General features: G+C 50.6%; 12 protein-coding genes. 10 read left to right on the top strand and 2 right to left on the bottom strand.

All coding sequences use genetic code 11. The features are described from left to right. Window positions 1-45 precede the first annotated feature (45 nt). Window positions 46-1,044: a UDP-glucose 4-epimerase GalE gene (gene galE / locus KTH90_RS23320; RefSeq protein WP_158355431.1), complete on the top strand. Its 999-nt coding sequence runs from the start codon at window positions 46-48 to the stop codon at window positions 1,042-1,044. A gap of 1 nt (window position 1,045) precedes the next feature. Further along, a complete protein-coding gene (gene galT / locus KTH90_RS23315) occupies window positions 1,046-2,539 on the top strand; it encodes a UDP-glucose--hexose-1-phosphate uridylyltransferase (RefSeq protein WP_158355433.1) in 1,494 nt (497 codons plus the stop codon). Between the two features lie 432 nt (window positions 2,540-2,971). On the opposite strand, the gene KTH90_RS23310 is transcribed toward galT, so the two are convergent. Next, window positions 2,972-3,859, bottom strand: a complete 888-nt coding sequence (locus KTH90_RS23310; protein ID WP_158355435.1) for a sugar phosphate isomerase/epimerase family protein — start codon at window positions 3,857-3,859, stop codon at window positions 2,972-2,974. 239 nt (window positions 3,860-4,098) lie between these two features. Between KTH90_RS23310 and KTH90_RS23305 the strand changes: the two genes are divergently transcribed. Beyond that, window positions 4,099-4,929, top strand: a complete 831-nt coding sequence (locus KTH90_RS23305) for an aldo/keto reductase (RefSeq protein ID WP_158355437.1) — start codon at window positions 4,099-4,101, stop codon at window positions 4,927-4,929. A gap of 5 nt (window positions 4,930-4,934) precedes the next feature. Here KTH90_RS23305 and KTH90_RS23300 read toward each other — a convergent pair whose 3' ends face one another. Next, complete coding sequence (locus tag KTH90_RS23300; RefSeq protein ID WP_158355439.1) at window positions 4,935-5,975, bottom strand: LacI family DNA-binding transcriptional regulator; 1,041 nt, start codon at window positions 5,973-5,975, stop codon at window positions 4,935-4,937. Window positions 5,976-6,525: 550 nt separating this feature from the next. Between KTH90_RS23300 and KTH90_RS23295 the strand changes: the two genes are divergently transcribed. The 7 genes from KTH90_RS23295 (at window position 6,526) to KTH90_RS23265 (ending at window position 13,421) form a co-directional block, all read left to right on the top strand. Continuing rightward, a complete protein-coding gene (locus KTH90_RS23295; RefSeq protein WP_158355441.1) occupies window positions 6,526-7,641 on the top strand; it encodes a Gfo/Idh/MocA family protein in 1,116 nt (371 codons plus the stop codon). A 163-nt stretch (window positions 7,642-7,804) separates the two neighbouring features. After that, window positions 7,805-9,307, top strand: a complete 1,503-nt coding sequence (locus tag KTH90_RS23290; RefSeq protein WP_158346328.1) for a 4Fe-4S dicluster domain-containing protein — start codon at window positions 7,805-7,807, stop codon at window positions 9,305-9,307. Between the two features lie 280 nt (window positions 9,308-9,587). Next, entirely contained in the window at window positions 9,588-9,848 is a 261-nt protein-coding gene (locus KTH90_RS23285) for a YlmC/YmxH family sporulation protein (RefSeq protein WP_158355443.1), read from the top strand. A gap of 154 nt (window positions 9,849-10,002) precedes the next feature. Then, a complete protein-coding gene (locus KTH90_RS23280; protein ID WP_158355445.1) occupies window positions 10,003-11,028 on the top strand; it encodes a molybdopterin-binding protein in 1,026 nt (341 codons plus the stop codon). Window positions 11,029-11,034: 6 nt separating this feature from the next. Further along, on the top strand, window positions 11,035-11,529 hold the full coding sequence (moaC, locus tag KTH90_RS23275; protein ID WP_158355447.1) for a cyclic pyranopterin monophosphate synthase MoaC: 495 nt from the start codon (window positions 11,035-11,037) through the stop codon (window positions 11,527-11,529). Next, window positions 11,492-12,475 (top strand): GTP 3',8-cyclase MoaA, encoded by a 984-nt coding sequence (gene moaA, locus KTH90_RS23270; protein WP_238727537.1) that lies wholly within the window; start codon window positions 11,492-11,494, stop codon window positions 12,473-12,475. The genes moaC and moaA overlap by 38 nt, the downstream gene beginning before the upstream one ends. 1 nt (window position 12,476) lies before the next feature. Further along, window positions 12,477-13,421 carry an MOSC domain-containing protein gene (locus KTH90_RS23265; protein ID WP_158355448.1) on the top strand — a complete coding sequence of 315 codons (945 nt, stop codon included), beginning with the start codon at window positions 12,477-12,479 and terminating at the stop codon, window positions 13,419-13,421. Window positions 13,422-13,636: the final 215 nt, after the last annotated feature.

The following is a 13,636-nucleotide window of genomic DNA, read 5'->3' as shown; positions in this document are numbered from 1 at the left end:
AGACCCGAGAACCTCGGAAGATTAGAAGAGCAGGAGGAAAAAATTATGTCCATATTAGTACTGGGAGGAGCCGGATACATCGGTTCCCACACCGTATACGCATTAAAAGAAAAGGGGGAAGATGTGGTCATCATTGATAATCTGGAGACAGGTTACAAGGAGGCGGTGCATCCGGAAGCCAGATTCTATCAGGGAGATATCCGGAACCGGGCGTTTTTGGATGAAGTATTTGAAAAAGAGGCCGGGATTCAGGCGGTGATACATTTTGCAGCCAACTCGCAGGTAGGCGAGAGCATGGTAGACCCGTTAAAGTATTATGATAACAACCTGTGCGGCACAAAAGTCCTTCTGGACGCCATGGTCGCGCATGAGATTAAGCACATCGTCTTTTCCTCCACCGCGGCGACATACGGCGAGCCGGAGCGGATTCCGATTCTGGAAACGGACCGGACGGAACCTGTCAACACTTACGGGGAGACCAAATTGTCCATGGAAAAGATGTTTAAATGGGTGGGAAAAGCCCATGGGCTTACCTACGTGTCCCTGCGCTACTTCAACGCCTGCGGGGCACATATAAGCGGTGAGATCGGAGAGGCTCATAATCCGGAGACTCATCTGATTCCACTGATCCTGCAGGTTCCGCTGGGGCAGCGGGAGGCCATCAAGATCTTCGGAGAAGACTATGCTACCAAGGACGGCACCTGTATCCGGGATTATATCCATGTGACCGACCTGGCACAGGCACACATTCTGGCGGTGCAGTATCTGCTGGATGGAAAAGAAAGCGACATATTCAATCTGGGCAACGGTATTGGATTTACCGTAAAAGAAGTAGTTGAAACGGCCAGAAAAGTAACCCAACATCCGATACCGGCCGTCATCGAAGGACGAAGAGCCGGGGATCCTGCCCAGCTGATCGCATCCAGCGGGAAAGCGAAAACCGTTCTGGGCTGGAAACCGGAACATGCGGATCTGGAAGAGATCATTGAGACAGCATGGAAATGGCACAGTACCCATCCAAACGGTTATAGTAAGGAGGACTAAAATGCTGTTTGAAAATATCAAAAAACTAGTACAGTATGGATTGGAGACCGGGTTGATTGAGGCGGAAGACGCCATCTATACGACCAACCGGCTGCTGGAATTGTTCGAAGAAGCGGAATACGAAGAGCCTCAGGAAGAATATTCCGGTATAGAACTGGAACCGGTCTTAAAAGAATTACTGGACGAGGCCCACGCCCGTGGAATCCTGAAAGAAGACAGCATCGCCTACCGGGATCTGTTTGACACAAAGATTATGGGCTGCCTGGTGCCAAGACCCAGCGAATTCCAGAGAAAGTTCTGGACGCTCCACGAAAAAGACCCGCGGGAGGCCACGGACTATTTCTATAAATTCAGCCAGGATACGGATTATATCAGGCGCTACCGGATCTGTAAGGACATGAGATGGACGGTGGACAGCGATTACGGTTCCATCGATATCACCATCAACCTGTCCAAGCCCGAAAAAGACCCCAAAGCCATCGCGGCAGCCAAACAGGCCAAAGCCAGCGGTTATCCGAAATGCCTGCTGTGTAAGGAAAACGAGGGTTATATGGGGCGCGTGAACCACCCCGCCCGCCAGAATCACAGGATCGTACCGGTCACGATCCAGGGAGGAGCCTGGGGCTTCCAGTATTCCCCCTATGTCTATTACAACGAGCACTGTATCGTGTTCAACGGCGAGCACATCCCGATGAAAATAGACCGGGCGGCATTTGCAAAGCTCTTTGACTTTATCAAACTGTTCCCCCACTACTTCCTCGGTTCCAACGCCGACCTGCCGATCGTCGGCGGCTCGATCCTAAGCCACGATCATTTCCAGGGCGGAAACTACGAGTTCGCCATGGCGCGGGCCGCCATAGAAGAGCAGATCACGATCCCGGGATATGAGGATGTGGAAGCCGGCATCCTGCACTGGCCGTTATCCGTCATCCGCATCCGCCACAGGGATTCCGCCCGTCTGATAGAGCTGGCAGACTACATTCTGGGAAAATGGAGGGCATACACCGACGAGGAAGCGTTCATCTTTGCAGAGACGGATGGCGAGCCCCACAACACCATCACCCCGATCGCCCGTAAAAAGGGCGAAGTATACGAGCTGGACCTGACCCTGCGCAATAATATTACCACAGAAGAGCATCCCTTCGGGGTCTATCACCCCCACGCGGACCTGCACCACATCAAAAAGGAAAACATAGGATTAATCGAAGTGATGGGACTGGCCGTACTGCCCGCCCGCCTGAAAGACGAAATGGAAAATCTGGCATCCGCCATCCTAAGCGGAGAAGATATCCGGGCAGATGAGCAACTGTCAAAGCACGCGGACTGGGTGGAAGAGTTCCTGCCCCGCCATCCAAACCTGAACAAAGAGAACGTACACCGCATTCTCCGGCAGGAAATCGGCCAGGTATTCGTAAAAGTCCTGGAAGACGCCGGCGTATTTAAATGCAGCCCCGCCGGACGCGAAGCTTTCCGGAGATTTACTGCTGAATTGTAACAGGGGATCTTTAGACTTCTCCATAAGAGTATTAATAACGATCCTGGTAAAAGTTAAGCACTATTGGATACGGTTTGGGCATCACTAAAGCAGGAGCGGGCCGGGGCAGGGATTGCCTTCCTATGCGGGGCCAACGCGCGGGGGCGTCCAATCCTTACGGGAGCCAAATCGCTTGAGGTCAGACCTTAGTACGGGTTACGCAGATGGTGGGAGAACCTCGCAGGGCCTGGAACACTGTCCGAGCCGCTTTTTTGGCGAGTTTGTTCCGGGCCCTGCTAATAAGAGGTTCTCCCGCCATCGGAGTTACCCGTTCTTAGGTCTGACCGATGCGATTTGGCTCCCGTAAGGATTGGACGCCCCCGCGCGTTGGCCCCGCATAGGAAGGCAATCCCTGCCCCGGCCCGCTCCGGACCCATCAGATACCTCCCAAAATCACCAGTCCACACCCCGGATTTTTCTGTAATTTCGAAGGCTGATTTCGATACTCTCGAATTCCGTGGGCTTGCGTGTGAAATCTTGCTTTAGGAGGATATAGGATACGTTTCCGATTTCATTGGCCAGGTCTATGATAGGCTGTAGTTTCAGGATACCTTCCCCGATTTCCGTGAAAAGTTCACATTGCACAGGGTGGATGTTTTGGATTTCATTTCCTTGCAGTAATTTGTCATAGCGAATGTTTTCCGCTATGGGATGATGGTTTTTAAAATTCCACATGTTGAATTTGTCGATCTGATCCAGAGGGAAGTCTTCCTGGACGATGGATCCTATGCGGTCCGGGTATTTCTGGAAGAATGCGTAAGGATCTACCAGGCCCCTCATGAGCCAATATGTGTTAAGGGAGAGATGAAACCGCTCAGGATCGGTCTGGGCCAGCAGGAGATCCATGACGGTCTGGCCGTCCATCAGCTGGAATTCGTGGTAATGATTTTCATAAAAAAGAGAAAGGCCGTATTTCTGGCAAAGGCTTCCGGCTTTATTGTAGAAACGGCATTTTTCATCTAAGATCTCACGCGAGGGAAAGTAGTCAATGGGAATCACCATTCTGCTGCATCCCAGCTCCTGAAAAAAAGCACATGTTTTTTCTAAATTCTCATCCGACAGATTCGTGGCATAACCTCCGATGATCCTGATACCGGCCGCATCCGCTTCTTTTTTCCATTCTTTTGCACTTAATCCATAATAGGCACTTCCGGAAGCATCGTAATTCGGCAGTTCTATATACCGATAGCCAATTCCGGCAGTTTTGCGAAGCGCGCCCAACGGGTCAAACCGCATGTATTCCCGAACCGTATATCCCTGCAGACCAACTTTAATACCCATAATAAATACCCACCCTTTCCGTTGACATCAATTTTATTGTTAACTGCGTTTTGTAACATATCACATGTTATGCAGACATTATAAAATAAAAAATGAAAACTTTCAACATGTTTTCATAAATAAATCAAAAATTTTCATGAAAAATGTAAATAATCATTGACGAAAGGCCTGAAAGATCCTATAATAACAATAAAATACAGTGAAACAACTTATGGAATAGTGGATGGGAGGGTTATGTAATGAAAATTTTCACCAAAGAACTGGCCAACGGAGTCCAGGTACCTTGTATCGGCATCGGCATGGACCAGGTTACCGATCAGAAACAGGCATATGACGCGCTTCAGTGTGCTTTTGAAGCGGGATATCGAAGTATCGACACCGCGTCGTCCTACAAAAATGAGGAGGCGGTTGGAAAAGCGGTCCAGGAGAGCGCGCTCCACAGAGAAGAGCTGTACATCACCACAAAGCTGACGGCAGCAGACCAGGGGTATGACGCAGCCCTGCGGGCATTCGACAGAAGTATGCAGGCGTTAAAGCTTACCTATCTGGATTGTTTCCTGATCCACTGGCCGGGAAAATATCTATATGGAGAGACGTGGAAAGCTTTTGAACGTCTATACCAGGAAAAAGCGGTCCGTGTAATCGGCGTCTGCAATTTTAATCCGCACCACATAGAAACGCTGGCCGATCAGGGAAGCATGCTCCCTCTGGTCAACCAGGTAGAAAGCCATCCATACTATCCCCAGAACGAACTGCAGTCCTACTGTGAAGACAAAAACATCCTGATGGAAGCATGGAGTCCGCTCATGTGCGGCGGCATTATCCTGAAAGACCCCGCCATTATAAAAATCAGCAAAGAAACAGGAAAGTCCCCCGCCCAGGTCGTTCTGCGCTGGCACATCCAGAAAAACCACCGGATCTTCCCGAAGTCCGTAACCCCCGCCCGAATCCGGGAAAACCTGGATATCTTCGACTTCGAACTGACCCAGGACCAGATGTCAGCCATTGAAACCTTAAAAGACCACAATCAAAAAATAGGACCGAATCCTGACATCTTCTTCGAAGTATAGAACAGCTATCCCCGCATCACCGGAATAGCCGTAGATTCCCGTATAATCAGCTCGGTATTCAATACCATATGCTTCGTCTCCGCGGAAGGATTCGTCAGTTTCTCATGCATCAGTTCGCAGGAGATATAGCCCAGCTGGAATTTGGGCTGATTGACAGTGGTAATGGAGGGCATGGTTATGCTGGAAATGTCTACATTATCAAAACCGACCACGATAATATCTTCGGGCACCCGGTAATTCGTATGCTTCGTGGCGCGGATCACCGCGGCCGCGCACATATCGGATACGGCGAAGAAGGCATCCGGCGGATTGGGCATGGTCAGAAGCTTGGCCACGGAGGAAAAGGCCATATCTGCGTTGATTTCCGGAAGCTGAATCATCCAATCGGGATTCACCTCGATCCCGGCGCTTTCCAATGCTTTCAGATAACCCTCTTTGCGGTGGCGGGCATATTTGTATTCCATGGGCCCGTTGACAAGAGCGATTTTCCGGTGACCGGTGGACAAAATGTAATCCATGGCATTTTTGGATGAGAGAAGATCATCGATTCCCACAGTGGACACCGGCGAATACTCTTCAAATTCACAGCACTGTACCAGAGGGAAAGAGGCGGATAGAGTCCGCACTACATCAGCGGTTAAATGATTCAGCGTGATAATTCCTTTTGCATTTACCCTGGACAGCATGTGCATGATCGATGAGAGATTCCCCTCATTGATATGCCCCTGGTTAAGCAGCATATCGTAATCGTGGAGCTCGGCCGCCGCCTTGGCGCCCTTAACGATTTCATTATAAAACGGGTTGCTCAGGGAGGGGATATTGATAATGAGCAGATCCTTTTCGGAACGCCGGCTGTCGGCCGGGATGGGAGCCGGAGCAGCGGCACTTTTCTGATAATTCAGTGCCTGCGCGGATTCCATGACTTGACGATACGTATCTTCATTGACGATACCTTTGTGATTAAAGACTCTGGAAACAGTCGCAACAGAAACTCCGGCATGGTTTGCGACGTCTGTGATCGTTGCTTTCTGTCGTTTTGGGCTCATCTGAAACACCGCCTTCTCAAAAATAATGCTCCATTTATCAGGAAAATAAACGGAAATAAATGGAAAACTTTTGTTCATTATAGCATGTAATTCGTTCACTGCCTAGTGTTCGGGTGAAAAATCTTACAAAACAATGTAAAATTACATCCTGATAGAATCACGATAGAACGGAGCGGATCGGCTGCGGCAGAAGGGACAAAATTGCAGGAACCTATTTTGCTGATTCTAAGTGAATCCGTAATTTTACAGGTAGATAACTACCTACATAGTGCACAAAACCAGGAGGATTCTTTTATGCAAAAGATCAAATTATAAGAAATCCTGTAATATTTTGCGAAACCTAATTGACTGATTTTGGGGATTGTGCTACTATATTTTCATGAAAAATATGAAAATATTTGGGTGTTTCATGAAAAAGAAAGAAGCTGATAAATCAGAAGAGAAACAGTCCTTAGCAGTCAGATAAAACAGCCGGATAACAGAGAGACGTAGTATTAGGTAAAAAATATAATGGAATCTGCCGCCCAGAAGCGGCAAATGGAGGCAAGGTATGGAAAAAGTAAACGTTGGAGTCATTGGGTGCGGAAATATCAGCGAGAAATATTTGGAAAATCTGTGCGGAATCTTTAATCATACGCAGGTGATTGCGGTTACAGACATAAAAGAGGAGTCTGCTAATCTTCGCGCGGAGCAATTTCACATTCCCAGAGTGTGTAAAAGCAGCGAAGAACTTCTTGCCATCCCGGAGATCGACATCGTGGTAGTCCTGACACAGCCGGGACAGCACGCGCAGATCTGTGAACAGGCGCTGCTGGCGGGAAAACACACCTATGTAGAAAAGCCCCTGGCCCTGAACACCGGAGACGGCCGCCGTCTGGTAGAACTGGCGGCCAGGAATAACAAAATGCTGACCAGTGCGCCCGACACGGTATTGGGAAGCGGTATGCAGACCGCCCGTAAACTCATCGACGAGGGGTGGATCGGCCGGCCTTTCGGAGCCATCAGCCATATCCTGACAGGGGGCCCGGAATCCTGGCATCCCAATCCGGCCTTTTTGTATCACAAAGGAGCTGGCCCATTATACGATGTGGCGCCCTACTATGTAGCCGGTCTGACTTATCTGCTGGGGCCGGTGGACAGCGTTATGTGCTCCGCAAAAAAAGTGCATGAGGAGCGCACTATCACCAGTGAACCCCTGTACGGCACCAAAATCCAGGTGGAAGTTCCCACTTATCTTGCCGGAATCCTGACCATGGAAAATGGAGTCGTTGCGACTATTCATCATTCCTTCGATGTGGATGCCACACGTATGGATGACAGCGTAGAGATTTACGGTACGGAGGGTACCCTTGTTATCCCCACCCCCTGCGGTTTTTCCGGTAAGATTCAGTACCGGAGAAAAGGAGATCCGGACTGGTCCGACATCCCCTGTATCTTCGAATATAAGAAAGATATGCGCGGAATCGGCGTGGCCGATATGGCCTCTGCGATACTGGAGCACCGGAACCAGCGTCTGAGTGCGGACTTTGGCTATCACACATTAAATGTACTGGAGGCGCTTAATATTTCCGCCCAGGAAGGAAACGCCCAGAACATTTCCAGCACATTCGAGAGAACAGAAGCGATGCTTATGAACCCGGGATGGGGGGACGAGCGGAGAATTTAGATTGAAAGACGGGAGACAAGAGGGACCGTCGGAAAATCAGATAATTTAATGCAGGAGGCGTAACACCCGTGAGGATGAAACGCCTCCTGTAAAATTTTTTCCCATTTTAGGACGAAGTGTGATAAAATATTGTCGAAAATGAAATTTTAGGAGGTACGAAAGAATGAGAGGACTGGAAACCCCCGTTCGTAAACTGCGCCATCAGGTATTTACGGAGGTTGCAAAAGTAGCTTATGCTTCGGAAAATGTGAATAACGATATTGAGGCGATTCCCTATAAAATTACCCCGGGTGATGTGCCTTTGTATCGGGAGAGTATTTATAGAGAACGGGCGATTGCTTCCGAACGGGTCCGGCTGGCGATGGGAATGTCCCTGCGGCCGGAGGACAAGCCGGTACATATCACAGATGGAATTGAACTGAGCAATATTGATCAGAAATATTATGAACCGCCGCTTATGCAGGTGATTCCTTCTGCCTGTAACTCATGCGCGGATAATAAGATGGAAGTCAGCAACGAATGCCAGGGCTGTATTGCCCATCCCTGCCAGGAGGTATGTCCCAAAGGCGCGATTTCCTTTGTGAATGGCAAGTCTTTTATTGATCAGGAGAAGTGTATACAGTGCGGCAGATGTAAAGCGGCCTGTCCATATGACGCGATCGCCAGGAAGATCCGTCCCTGCGCGGCGGCTTGCGGGATCAAAGCCATTGAGTCGGATGATCTGGGCCGGGCGAAGATCAACACGAATATGTGTGTTTCCTGCGGCCAGTGTATGGTCAGCTGCCCCTTTGGCGCGATTGCCGATAAGTCACAGCTGTTCCAGCTGATCCGCTGCATGAAAAATGGCGGGGAGGTAATCGCGGAGGTGGCTCCCGCGATTATCGGCCAGTTCGGACCGGAGAATAACCAGAAGAAAGTGAAGGCCGCCCTTTTGGAGCTGGGCTTCAGCAAGGTATATGAAGTGGCCATGGGCGCGGATGTGGGCTGTGTGACGGAGGCGCATCACTATGTAGAGAAAGTGGTGACCGAGGAGCTGCCGTTCCTGCTGACTTCCTGCTGTCCTTCCTGGTCTATGATGGCGAAGAAGTTTTTCCCGGAGATGATTGACAGTGTGTCGAATTCCCTGACTCCGATGGTGGCGACAGCCAGAACGATCAAGCAGAAGCATCCGGATGCCAAGGTCGTGTTTATCGGGCCGTGTGCGTCTAAGAAACTGGAGGCTTCCAGAAGAACGGTGCGCAGCGATGTGGATTTTGTTATTACCTTTGAAGAGCTGTTGGGTATGTTCGACGCGAAGGGAATTAACCTGGACGAATATGACAAAGAGGTTTCCATGCATGACGCGACCGGAGCGGGCCGTGGCTATGCCATCGCCGGAGGGGTTGCCGAGGCGATCGAAAAATGCGTGAATGAATACTATCCGGATGTGGATGTGCTGATTGAACATGCGGAAGGCCTGGAAGAATGTAAGAAGATGCTGATGCTGGCAAAGGCCGGCAGGAAGAACGGCTGTCTGATAGAGGGTATGGCCTGTCCCGGCGGCTGCGTGGCCGGCGCGGGAACCAATATCCCGATTAACAAGGCAACGGTGGAGGTTAAGAAATTCGTAAAAGCATCCTCAAAACCGATCCCGGCGAAAGAATTAGAAGAAATCGAACTGCCCTGATCCGATACCGGAATAAGTTGTTTAATATTGAAGCGTTTTCTGCTTTTTACCCAGAGGTAAAAAGCAGAAACGCTTTTTCTTTGGAAAGGAAAATAAGCGCGATCACCATCGTGGCCGCTTCCGCCAGCGGCACGGCCAGCCATACGCCGGGAGTGACCAGAAAATTTAACAAATACGGAAATATGAAGTTTCATAAATCTTGCTATAAAATCCGAACCAGGTATCATTACCCGGCCCGCGACATATATATAAAACATAGCAAGAATAAGCGGGGCTTTTCATGCGGGTATATGAATTAAAACAAAAAGAAGTGATTAATATATGTGACTGTGCCCGACTGGGTTGTGTGATCGATATTGATTTTGACATCAAGACCGGCTGTGTCCGCGCACTGATTATTCCAGGACCGGGAAAAGGTTTCTGCCTGTTTGGACGGGATATGGAATATGTGATTCCCTGGTGCCAGGTAAAGCAGATCGGCGCGGATATCATTCTCGTGGATGTGGATATCGAAAAGGTACTGGTAAAGTGCGGTATTTAACTGGAATACGCAGGGCGCCGCACCAGAAATTACCACGGTTTTTGCGGGGCAACAAAGCCAAATTCGGTTGCATTGCCCTCCCGAATCATGTATGATTGTAATAAATAACCGTTATTCTCAAATGAGAATAAAGAAGAGAAAAGAGGGGGATGCCTTGAAACTCATTCGAACAGAAGATGCGGTGGGACAGGTCCTGTGTCATGATATCACCCAGATCATTCCTGGTGTGACAAAAGATGCGGTGTTCCGCAAAGGGCACGTGGTGACAAAAGAAGATATTCCGGTGCTGCTCAGTGTGGGGAAGGAGCATTTATACATATGGGAAAAGCAGGAAGGAATGCTCCATGAAAATGAAGCGGCGGAAATCTTATGCGCGATCTGCAAAGGACAAAATATGGAACGTACTCAGGCCAAGGAGGGGAAGATCGAATTGATCGCCGCCTGTGACGGCCTGCTGAAAGTAGATGGCAGGAAATTGAAGGCGGTGAACTCATTAGGAGAGATGATCATTGCCACCAGGCACGGCAACTTTCCGGTAAAAAAAGGGGACAAGCTGGCGGGGACACGAATCATACCGCTGGTTATTCAGGAAGAAAAGATGGAAGCGGCGAAAGAGGCTGCAGGAGAGAAACCGATACTGGATTTAAAACCGTTTGCGCGTAAAAAGACTGCGATTATTACAACGGGCAGCGAAGTGTATCATGGACGGATTCAGGACAAATTTACGCCAGTGATTTTGGAGAAATTGGCCGAATACGATGCGGAAGTGATCGGCACCCTGATTCTGGATGACAGGCATGAGCAGATCACACAGGGAATTCTGGATTTTATCGCAAAGGGAGCGGAACTGATTATCTGTACGGGTGGAATGAGTGTTGATCCCGATGACAGAACTCCGCTGGCGATCAAAAATACTGGGGCGGATGTGGTGAGTTATGGAGCACCGGTACTGCCGGGAGCCATGTTTATGCTGGCTTACTACGATGGCCGGATTCCCATCGCGGGACTGCCCGGCTGCGTCATGTATGCGAAACGTACGATTTTTGATCTGGTACTGCCGCGGCTGATGGCAGATGACAGAATACAAAGGGAAGATCTCCAGGTATTGGGACAGGGAGGCCTGTGCCTTTCCTGTCCGGTCTGCACATTTCCAAACTGCGGTTTTGGGAAAGGAGAATAGGTAGATATGGAATTGACACATTTTGATGAACAGGGAAATGCACGGATGGTGGATGTGGGAGAAAAGGCGGAAACCCAGCGGGAAGCTGTGGCGGTAGGCCGGATCCAGATGAACGAAGAAACCTACCAGGCTGTGCAGCAGGGGAGCATGTCCAAAGGGGACGTGCTGGGGGTGGCCAGGATCGCCGGAATCACCGGCGCGAAGAAGACCTCGGATCTGATCCCGCTGACCCACAATATAAATCTGACAAAAGTAACGCTGGATTTTAAACTATACCCCATGACCCGGGAGATAGAAGCGTCCTGTACCGCACGGACATTCGGAAGGACGGGAGTGGAGATGGAGGCCATAACCGGTGTCAGCATCGCGCTTCTGACCATATACGATATGTGCAAGGCGCTGGATAAGGGAATGGAAATCGGTCAGATATACTTACAAAAGAAAACCGGAGGAAAAAGCGGGGATGTCTATAATCGAAGACAGGTACGGAAGGAAGATTGATTATCTTAGGATTTCCGTAACCGATCGCTGTAATTTCAGATGTAAATACTGCATGCCGGAAGAAGTGGACAGCATTTTGCATGATCAGATTCTAAGCTACGAGGAAATCCTGCGCATTTGCAAATGCGCGGGATTACTTGGCGTTCACAACTTCAAAGTAACCGGCGGCGAGCCCTTTGTGCGGAAAGGATGCATGGAGCTTCTGAGAAACCTAAAAGAGCTGCCCGGCGTAGAAACGGTCACAGTCACCACAAATGGAATGCTTCTGGACGAATATCTGCCGGAATTAAAGCGGATCGGAATAGACGGTGTAAATATAAGCCTGGACTCCCTAAGGGAGCACGTATTCCGGGAAATTACAGGCGCCCCCGGCCTTTTGACGGTCAAAAAAGCGCTGCTGGATGCTGTGACTATGGGTCTGCGGGTCAAAATAAACTGTGTGCTTATGCAGGGAATCAATGAAGTGGAAATCCCGGATTTTGTACAGCTGAGTCAGCAGTATCCCATCGACGTGCGGTTCATAGAGCTGATGCCCATCGGTTATGGGAAACAGTACACCTCCATTCCGGCAGACCAGGTATTAGGCATCATCAAAGAATCCGTGCCGGATCTGCACAGCATAGAGGAAAAACGCGGGAATGGCCCGGCGGTATATTATACAGGAAATAATCTGCAGGGTTGTATCGGAATCATTCAGGCAATCAGCCACAAATTCTGCGACACCTGCAACCGGCTGCGGCTGACGTCGGACGGTTTCTTAAAACTGTGCCTGTACTATCCCGACGGAGTGGATCTGAAAGGCCCGCTGCGAAGCGGTGCCTCCGACCGGGAATTGACGGATGTGATCGATCAGGCCATTTTACAGAAGCCAAAGGAGCACCGGTTCGGGGAGCTCCAGGAAATACAGGAACAGGACACCCGGGTGATGTCCGGGATAGGAGGCTGACATGGGAACCGTAAAAGCGATCTGTATCAGTGACAGAAGAGGAATCCAAAAAAACTATGTGGAAGAAGCATTTTTCCGTAAAGACTGGGGGATTGAAGGCGACGCCCATGCCGGGAATTGGCACCGCCAGGTCAGCCTGCTGTCCCACGAACGGATCGAAGAGTTCAGGGCCAGGGGTGCTGACGTACAGCCGGGTGCTTTCGGAGAAAACCTGATCGTATCCGGTTTTGACTTTCGGAATCTGCCGGTGGGCACCGTATTCCGATGCGGGGAAGTACTGCTGGAAATGACCCAGATCGGCAAGGAATGCCACACCCACTGCCAGATCTATCAAAAAATGGGAGAGTGCATCATGCCCACCCAGGGAGTATTCGCCCGGGTGCTTCACGAAGGAACCATCCACGCAGGGGATGAGATGAGCATAGATGAGTCCAGCAAAGATCCCAGATCTACCGCAGCGGTCATCACCTTAAGCGATAAAGGCGCCGCAGGAGAACGCAGGGACCAGAGCGGTCCCCTGATCACGGAGTTACTGACAAAGGCAGGTTATCGGGTCATCGAGGAGCTGCTGCTGCCGGACGACCAGAAAAAACTGGAAAACGAGCTGATCCGTCTCAGCGATGGAAGACAGGCATCGCTGATCCTGACCACAGGCGGAACCGGATTTTCCATGAGAGACGTGACTCCGGAAGCGACCATGGCCGTAGCCCACCGGAATGCCCCGGGCATAGCGGAAGCGATCCGGGCGGAGTCCATGCGCTATACCAGGCGGGCGATGCTTAGCCGGGGAGTATCCGTTATCCGCGGCAGCTCCCTGATCATTAACCTGCCCGGCAGCCCGAAGGCTGTCCGGGAGTGCGTGGAATTTCTGCTGCCGGAGCTGGAGCACGGGATCGCGGTGCTGCGGGGGACTGCTTCTGAGTGCGGGAGAGGGGGAGGAATTTAGGGCCGGGGGCGTGGAAGCCGCAGGGCGGTTGGTTCGTTTGGGCAGGCGAAAAGCTGCGGGGGGGCCAAATCGCCGGGGCCTATGGTGTCTGCCTGGGAGAGCGAAGGGCTTGCGCTGGCAGCAGCTAAGTGAAATCGGAAAGCCGGGTTCAGGAACCGAGCCTATTCACCAGGAACACAGGATGTGTTCCCGGTTCAGAGGCTCTTGCCCGTCGG

The organism is Diplocloster modestus, from assembly GCF_019042245.1.
Taxonomy (GTDB): Bacteria; Bacillota; Clostridia; order Lachnospirales; family Lachnospiraceae; genus Diplocloster; species Diplocloster modestus.
Note: the sequence above shows the minus strand (reverse complement) of the source record. Positions and strands in the feature narration are given on the sequence as shown.

Bases quoted from the DNA above. Each gene is read 5' to 3' on its own strand.
- galE (WP_158355431.1), top strand. From the start codon at position 46: ATGTCCATATTAGTACTGGGAGGAGCCGGATACATCGGTTCCCACACC.
- galT (WP_158355433.1), top strand. From the start codon at position 1,046: ATGCTGTTTGAAAATATCAAAAAACTAGTACAGTATGGATTGGAGACC.
- KTH90_RS23310 (WP_158355435.1), bottom strand. From the start codon at position 3,859: ATGGGTATTAAAGTTGGTCTGCAGGGATATACGGTTCGGGAATACATG.
- KTH90_RS23305 (WP_158355437.1), top strand. From the start codon at position 4,099: ATGAAAATTTTCACCAAAGAACTGGCCAACGGAGTCCAGGTACCTTGT.
- KTH90_RS23300 (WP_158355439.1), bottom strand. From the start codon at position 5,975: ATGAGCCCAAAACGACAGAAAGCAACGATCACAGACGTCGCAAACCAT.
- KTH90_RS23295 (WP_158355441.1), top strand. From the start codon at position 6,526: ATGGAAAAAGTAAACGTTGGAGTCATTGGGTGCGGAAATATCAGCGAG.
- KTH90_RS23290 (WP_158346328.1), top strand. From the start codon at position 7,805: ATGAGAGGACTGGAAACCCCCGTTCGTAAACTGCGCCATCAGGTATTT.
- KTH90_RS23285 (WP_158355443.1), top strand. From the start codon at position 9,588: ATGCGGGTATATGAATTAAAACAAAAAGAAGTGATTAATATATGTGAC.
- moaC (WP_158355447.1), top strand. From the start codon at position 11,035: ATGGAATTGACACATTTTGATGAACAGGGAAATGCACGGATGGTGGAT.
- moaA (WP_238727537.1), top strand. From the start codon at position 11,492: ATGTCTATAATCGAAGACAGGTACGGAAGGAAGATTGATTATCTTAGG.
- KTH90_RS23265 (WP_158355448.1), top strand. From the start codon at position 12,477: ATGGGAACCGTAAAAGCGATCTGTATCAGTGACAGAAGAGGAATCCAA.